Consider the following 6892-nt stretch of genomic DNA (forward strand, 5'->3'; position numbering starts at 1 on the left):
GGAAATCATGGGAATTGGATGATCTTTTTTAGGTTTTACCCTCAACTATTTTAATTTCTGCTTCTGTTAATCCATATAATTCATAAACCAGTTGGTCTATTTGTTGTTCTAAGGTATTATTTATTGAAGGATCATTGATTAATTTTGATGCTAAGTTTACCAGTTCATTTTGCTGTTTATCTGTAGGATTTAGGGGAATAGATATGGGTTCTAAATATTTTGTTTTAAAGCGAAAATAACCTCCTTGAACAATATTACCTGTATTTGATAAGAAAAACCACATCAGTCGAGAATTAAGAATAGCTAAAAAATATTCGATTCTTAAATGTACATCAGTTTTCAAAATTAATGCGTAGGTTGTGTCATTATGAAAATAGTTTCCTTCCCTATCTAAACTCATTTTTGTCCCCAAACAGATATCAGGAGTTAAAATTTTAGGACTATTTAAGTTAATGATTTGACGATAATTCCATAAAGCATACCAAGCTGGATATTTCATTTTTGAACTTCCTCGCATTGATAACCTATTTTCGTGGGTTTTTAAATATTGATAGGTTAAAGGATAATCTTCAACTAATTGTTTTTCTGGAATTAACATAGTACGCTTATTTAATAAATAATAGGGATAAATTATATAAAGATCAGAATTTTGATTTTTCCATTTTTTTATATTTTTTCCCGTTAGCAAAGGTTTACATATTTGTTTTTCTAGTTTAACCTGATTATTGAGTGCTTTAGAATAGCCGAAAATATGTTCTTCTAATTCAATACAATTATACAAATAAAATATATCATTATCTCCTGAGATAATTCCTTGAAAAATCCCTTCAAATATTGAATTAATGGGTTTACCTTTGGTTTTAACATGATCAATAATTTTTTGATGAATTTTAGAGTTACTTAAAGTCCATGAATTTTGATTTAATTCTCCGTAACTAAGTTTATTGAATTTTAAATATTCTCCAGATTTAAGCATTTCAGGATTAATTCTTATGAATTGCAGTTGGGAATTATTGCGGGAGAAAAAGGTAATACAAGTATAAGTTGTTGCATCTTCAAAAACCTTATGATCCTCAAAATGAATAATTTTATTAACAAACTGATTCTGTTTTAGATAGTCTCTTGTATTAGTAGCAAAGTCAGCAACTAAATATTTATGTGGAAGAATATATGCAGAATAGGAGGATTTTTTTGTAATTTGATTTAGAAGTTCAATAAATAGTACATAGATATCATATTTCCCATTAGCTATAAAATAATGATGATGATAAAATTCTTTATTAGAAACTTCTTGAAATCCCAGATAAGGCGGATTTCCCATCACCACATCAAAACCGATAAAATTACCATCATCATCCAAAATTTCAGGAAACTCAAACCGCCATTCAAACGCATTATTATAAATTTTACCGCTTTCAATATCAATACCACTTTTCTTTAACGCTGGTTTTAAGTCCGCATCCAAGGGAAAACGACTAATTAAAGAGTTACCGCACTTGATATTAATATCAATATTCGGTATGGTTTCTAATTCTGTGTAATTACTATCCGCTTTATAATAGGCATTTTTTAGTAATTCTATCCATAACCGTAACCCACAAATTTTAACGGAGTTGGGGTTAATATCCACACCAAATAGGCAATTTTCGATAATCGTTTGTTTTTCGTGAAATAGGGTTTCTTGGATGCGTTGACTTTCTTGGTTTTGCGGGGTATAGCTAAATAATTTATGATCTTCATCCGTGATTATTAACTGATCATTTTCTACCATTATTTGATATTCTTTTAATCGTCTTCCAGTTTGATCCTGTAGAATATTGAGATCATGTTTAATGGCGATAATTTCATTCAACGCTGACACTAAAAAATGTCCTGAACCCACCGCCGGATCACAAATTTTTAAACTATTAATAATTTGATTTGCTTCGGTTCTATCTTCTATTTTATTATATAAATCATCCAGATTTTGGCAATTCCAACTTTTAATTTCATTGAATTTCTGGACAACTGCTTTCCGCAAAGTTTCTCGACACATATACATGGTAATAAAACCAGGGGTAAAATATGACCCGTCTTTATAACCGTTAATTTTCTCAAAAATTAGTCCTAAAACCGAAGCATTAATCAGGGTTTTCTGTTCTTCTTGAATACCTTCTAAACCTTCGCTACTAAAATCATAAGCATCGAGAAACTCAAATAAATATTGTAGGGTATTCAGTTCTCCGGTGCGTTTATTTCCGTTAGAATCTTTTAAAACAGTTGTTGATAAAATTGGGAGTTTTTCGGTTCTCAGGTTACTAATAACTAGGGTTTGATGTTCGAGTTCTGTGGGTTCAAATAGTGAACTATTCAGATAGGGAATATTAGCAAAAATTGTTTTTATATCTTCCTGGCGTTGATTTCGTTTAACTGATAACACCTGAAAAAATAGACGGTTTAAATCATCGAAATCATGAATTTTATCTAAATTTAGAAAGGCAAAATTGCGATCGCCTTTGTAAGTAATTAGTTGAGATTCTAATAATTTTAAGAATAGAATCCGGTTTATCCAAGTAATTGATAATTCTAAAGCAATATTAAAAACCTGTTCGGTTGCAGTTTCTCCAAATTGTTCGGGTTTTTCCAGTCGGGAAATTTTATCTAAACTATCGAGTTGTAAAATAGCATTTTCCAGCAGTGAACCAGGATTTCTTTGTGCTTCGGGTTGACGTTTGATCAGTTTTTTATTCTTTTCTTTGGTTTCGGTTAAACCAATAATATGCAGTAATTCACTATAAAAACTTTTATCGAGAGTATTGCTATCGTTATTTAAGGTTTCTCTAGGTTGTCTTTGGTTATTTTTCATAGTCAAAATCACTAGAAATACGGGTTAAAGAAAGTACAAAGAAGGAAACACAAAGACACTAAGACACTAAGAAATGAAGATTATCAAGGGAAAATTAGGGAGAGTGGATAATCTTTTTTAGGTTTTACCCTCAACTATTTTAATTTCTGCTTCTGTTAATCCATATAATTCATAAACCAGTTGATCGATTTGTTGTTCTAATATTATTGTATCTGCATTGGGGTTAGATTGTTTGGCGGTGAGGATTTCATCAACAAGTGAAATAATAGGTTTACCTTGTTCTTTAGTTATGTTAGGAATTGGGATTTGTCCAAAATATTTCCAAATTAATTGATATCCATTTTGAATAGCTGTACAGTATTTTGAAATCAGCCACCAACCCATTTTTGAATTAAGAATCGCCAATAAAACTTTATCTTCTTTTGAAATAATCCACATAGAATTATTACAGTAAAGCCCTTGCTCATCATAAATAAAGCATGGTTTTACTTGAAATATTTGATACATGATTTTAGGTTTTTCAAATTCTTGGTAATAATCTGAAGCGTATCTCTGCATTGCATACCATTCATATCGTACACCTGTTTCTGTTAAATTTCTTTTTTCAAGTTTTTCTTTGTAACCTAGCAAATGATTATAGATACTAGGATATTCTTGCTTAAACATTAATTCAGCTTCAACAGATGCTCCTTTTATATTTACATCATCTTGCAAAGGGAAATGCCAAGGTATGAATAGAAGATGTTTCTCAGCATTTGGAGTCAAATATTTTCCAACATCTCGTCCTTGTAATATTGATTTAATAACTTTCTTGTATTTAAGATTTTGAGATATTAACTCTATCTTTTTGGAATTGTCAATCAAAAATGCTTCTGTTAAACCTGTTACAATTCCTCGAAATGACTTGTTATCAACATATTCAGCTAATAAAACACATTTACTTTTTATTGTTGAAAGTAATTTTTGATCACCATCAGAAGAAATTACCCAAGTTTCATCATTTAAGGCTTCAACTGTTATTTGATTAGAGATACTTTCTATATATGAGCTAAATCCATTATGATAATTAAGTGTTTTCACAGCAGCAGAAATAAAATCAGCATTATTGCTTTGTTTTGAAGCATTAAGAATACAAGGATAAGTAGTTGCTTCTTCAAATACTTGTAGATAACCAAAATCAATAATTCCCTGGAGTTGATTTTCTAAAAATAAGATTCTTAATGCTTTCCCATAACCTGTTTGCATCCACTTATTAGGCATAATATAGCAGAAGTTCCCAAATCCTCTTAATATTTCAAACGCCTTTTCTACAAAAAATACATACAAGTCAGCAGTTCCCGAATAGGTTCTAAAATGAGTCTGTAAATATGGTTTTTGGGTTTTAATTTCTTCTTGTCGAATATAAGGAGGATTTCCAATCACAACATCAAAACCAATAAAATTAGCATCATCATCCAAAACTTCAGGAAACTCAAACCGCCATTCAAACGCATTTTCATAAATTTTACCACTTTCGATTTCCTCAATTTCCACCCTTAACTTATCAATCTCATTATTCAACTTAATAATTTTTTTCTCCCGCGCTTTTTGTTCGGTTTTAGTTTCCTCAAATAGCGAAAGTTGATTCTCTAAATTATAAACTTCCCCCTCTAACTGTCTTAACTTCGTTTTCTTGGGGTCAACTCCTTGAAGTGTGGTTTTGAAATTACTTTTAATACTATTAATTAACCTTTCCATATCCCGCTTTTGCTGTTTATTCTCCGCATGGCGATAGGTCTGGACAGCGTTTTGATAGGTTTCAATATCAATCCCACTTTTCTTTAACGCTGGTTTTAAATCCGCATCTAAGGGAAAACGACTAATTAAAGAGTTACCGCATTTAATATTAATATCAATATTCGGTAGAGTTTCCAATTCCGTGTAATTACTCTCCGGTTTATAATAGGCATTTTTTAATAATTCTATCCATAACCGTAACCGACAAATTTTAACCGAGTTGGGGTTAATATCCACACCTAATAAACAATTTTCGATAATTGTTTGCTTTTCATGAAATAGGGTTTCTTGGATGCGTTGACTTTCTGGGTTTTTCGGGGTATAGCTAAACGGTTGATGATCTTCATCGGTGATGATTAATTCATCATTTTCTACAATAACTTGATATTCTTTTAATCTTCTCCCGTTTTTATCCTGTAAAATTTTCAGATCATTTTTAATTGCAATTATTTCATTCAACGCCGACACTAAAAAATGTCCCGAACCCACCGCCGGGTCACAAATTTTGAGACTATTAATAATTTGATTAGCTTCGTTTCTATCTTCTATTCTATCATATAAATCATCAAGAGTTTGGCAATTCCAACTTTTAATTTCATTGAATTTCTGGACAACTGCTTTCCGCAAAGTTTCTCGACACATATACATGGTAATAAAACCAGGGGTAAAATATGACCCGTCTTTATAACCGTTAATTTTCTCAAAAATTAGTCCTAAAACCGAAGCATTAATCAGGGTTTTCTGTTCTTCTTGAATACCTTCTAAACCTTCGCTACTAAAATCATAAGCATCGAGAAATTCAAATAAATATTGTAGGGTATTCAGTTCTCCCGTGCGTTTATTTCCGTTAGGATCTTTTAAGACCGTTGATGATAAAATCGGGAGTTTTTCGGCTCTCAGATTACTAATAACTAGGGTTTGATGTTCGAGTTCTGTAGGTTCAAATAGGGAACTATTCAGATAGGGAACCTGAGAAAATATCTTGTTTACATCGGGCTTTCTCTCACTAAATTTAACGGCTAATACCTGAAAGAATAACCGATCTAAATCATCAAAATTATGAATTTTATCTAAATTTAGAAAGGCAAAATTGCGATCGCCTTTATGATAAGTTATTAATTGAGATTCTAATAATTTTAAGAATAGAATCCGGTTTATCCAAGTAATTGATAGCTCTAAAGCAATATTAAAAACCTGTTCGGGTGCAGTTTCTCCAAATTGTTCGGGTTTTTCCAGTCGGGAAATTTTATCTAAACTATCGAGTTGTAAAATAGCATTTTCTAGCAGTGAAGCTGGATTTCTTTGTGCTTCGGGTTGACGTTTGATCAGTTTTTTATTCTTTTCTTTGGTTTCCGTTAGACCGATAAGATAGAGTAATTCACTATAAAAACCTTTATCCAGGGTATTGCTATCATTAACAGTCGGTAATTTTAATAAATGTTGCGGGGAAAGTAACTTAAATAAAGCGATCAGTTTTTCATCATTTTCGGGGTTATCATCTCTAACAAATGTTTCATAGTCTTGAATATTAAAATAAGTGAATTGTAGTTCATTTTTAATCTTTTCTATGGCAGGTTTGGCAATTTCTTTATAGAAAAAATCGGTGGTTTTACCCGTTAAGCGTCCGGCTGCAAAATCTTCAAATTGTTGAATTAATTGTTTATTTTCACAAAAATACTTCTCAAAAACCTGAGCATCAAAAATAAACCATTCATTAATATTAGTAGCAATTAAATGTTTAATTTCTAGGTTATTATTGGTAATTCGTTCTCTCAAAAAATATAAAACCAACTCTTGTAAGGCTTTAGCATTCAGGTTTTCAATCTTAACCATTTCCGCTTTATTTTTGGGTTTCTTGACTTCGAGAATAATACCTACACTGCTTTTAGAATCTTTTTGATTGTGAATAACTAGATCGTTGCGTTCTTTGGTATTAATAAAATAATTAGGACTATAATAGGTATTTTTCAGGAAATCAGCCATGAGATTTTTATGAAATTCTTCCGACTCCTTATCGTTGATGTGTTCGAGGAGATTAATCAAGTTAGCCTTGAATTTTTCAATATCACTGCGGCTGACTTTGACTTTCAGAAATGCTTTATTTAATGCTTCTCTCGGTTGTCTTTGGTTATTGTTCATGATCAGCAACAAAGTTACTCAACTATCTATATATAGCAGGGAATGGGTAATGGGTAAAAGACTTTCTCTGGTTCCAATGCTCTGCATTGGAATCCTAATCTTGAGGCTCTGCCTCAAATAATCATAGGAGGC

General features: G+C 31.3%; 2 protein-coding genes. Both read right to left on the reverse strand.

Features of this window, described 5'->3' with window-relative positions; genetic code table 11:
- Positions 1-28 precede the first annotated feature (28 nt).
- Positions 29-2845 carry a class I SAM-dependent DNA methyltransferase gene (locus AC559H_RS06160; RefSeq protein ID WP_051319685.1) on the reverse strand — a complete coding sequence of 939 codons (2817 nt, stop codon included), beginning with the start codon at positions 2843-2845 and terminating at the stop codon, positions 29-31.
- A 117-nt stretch (positions 2846-2962) separates the two neighbouring features.
- Complete coding sequence (locus AC559H_RS06165; RefSeq protein WP_026798465.1) at positions 2963-6760, reverse strand: class I SAM-dependent DNA methyltransferase; 3798 nt, start codon at positions 6758-6760, stop codon at positions 2963-2965.
- Between the last annotated feature and the right edge of the window lie 132 nt (positions 6761-6892).

This window comes from Planktothrix prolifica NIVA-CYA 540 (assembly GCF_963864145.1).
GTDB lineage: Bacteria > Cyanobacteriota > Cyanobacteriia > Cyanobacteriales > Microcoleaceae > Planktothrix > Planktothrix agardhii.

What these genes read in the sequence shown, in the direction of transcription:
- AC559H_RS06165 (WP_026798465.1), bottom strand. Translation starts at nt 6,760, where the DNA reads ATGAACAATAACCAAAGACAACCGAGAGAAGCATTAAATAAAGCATTT.
- AC559H_RS06160 (WP_051319685.1), bottom strand. Translation starts at nt 2,845, where the DNA reads ATGAAAAATAACCAAAGACAACCTAGAGAAACCTTAAATAACGATAGC.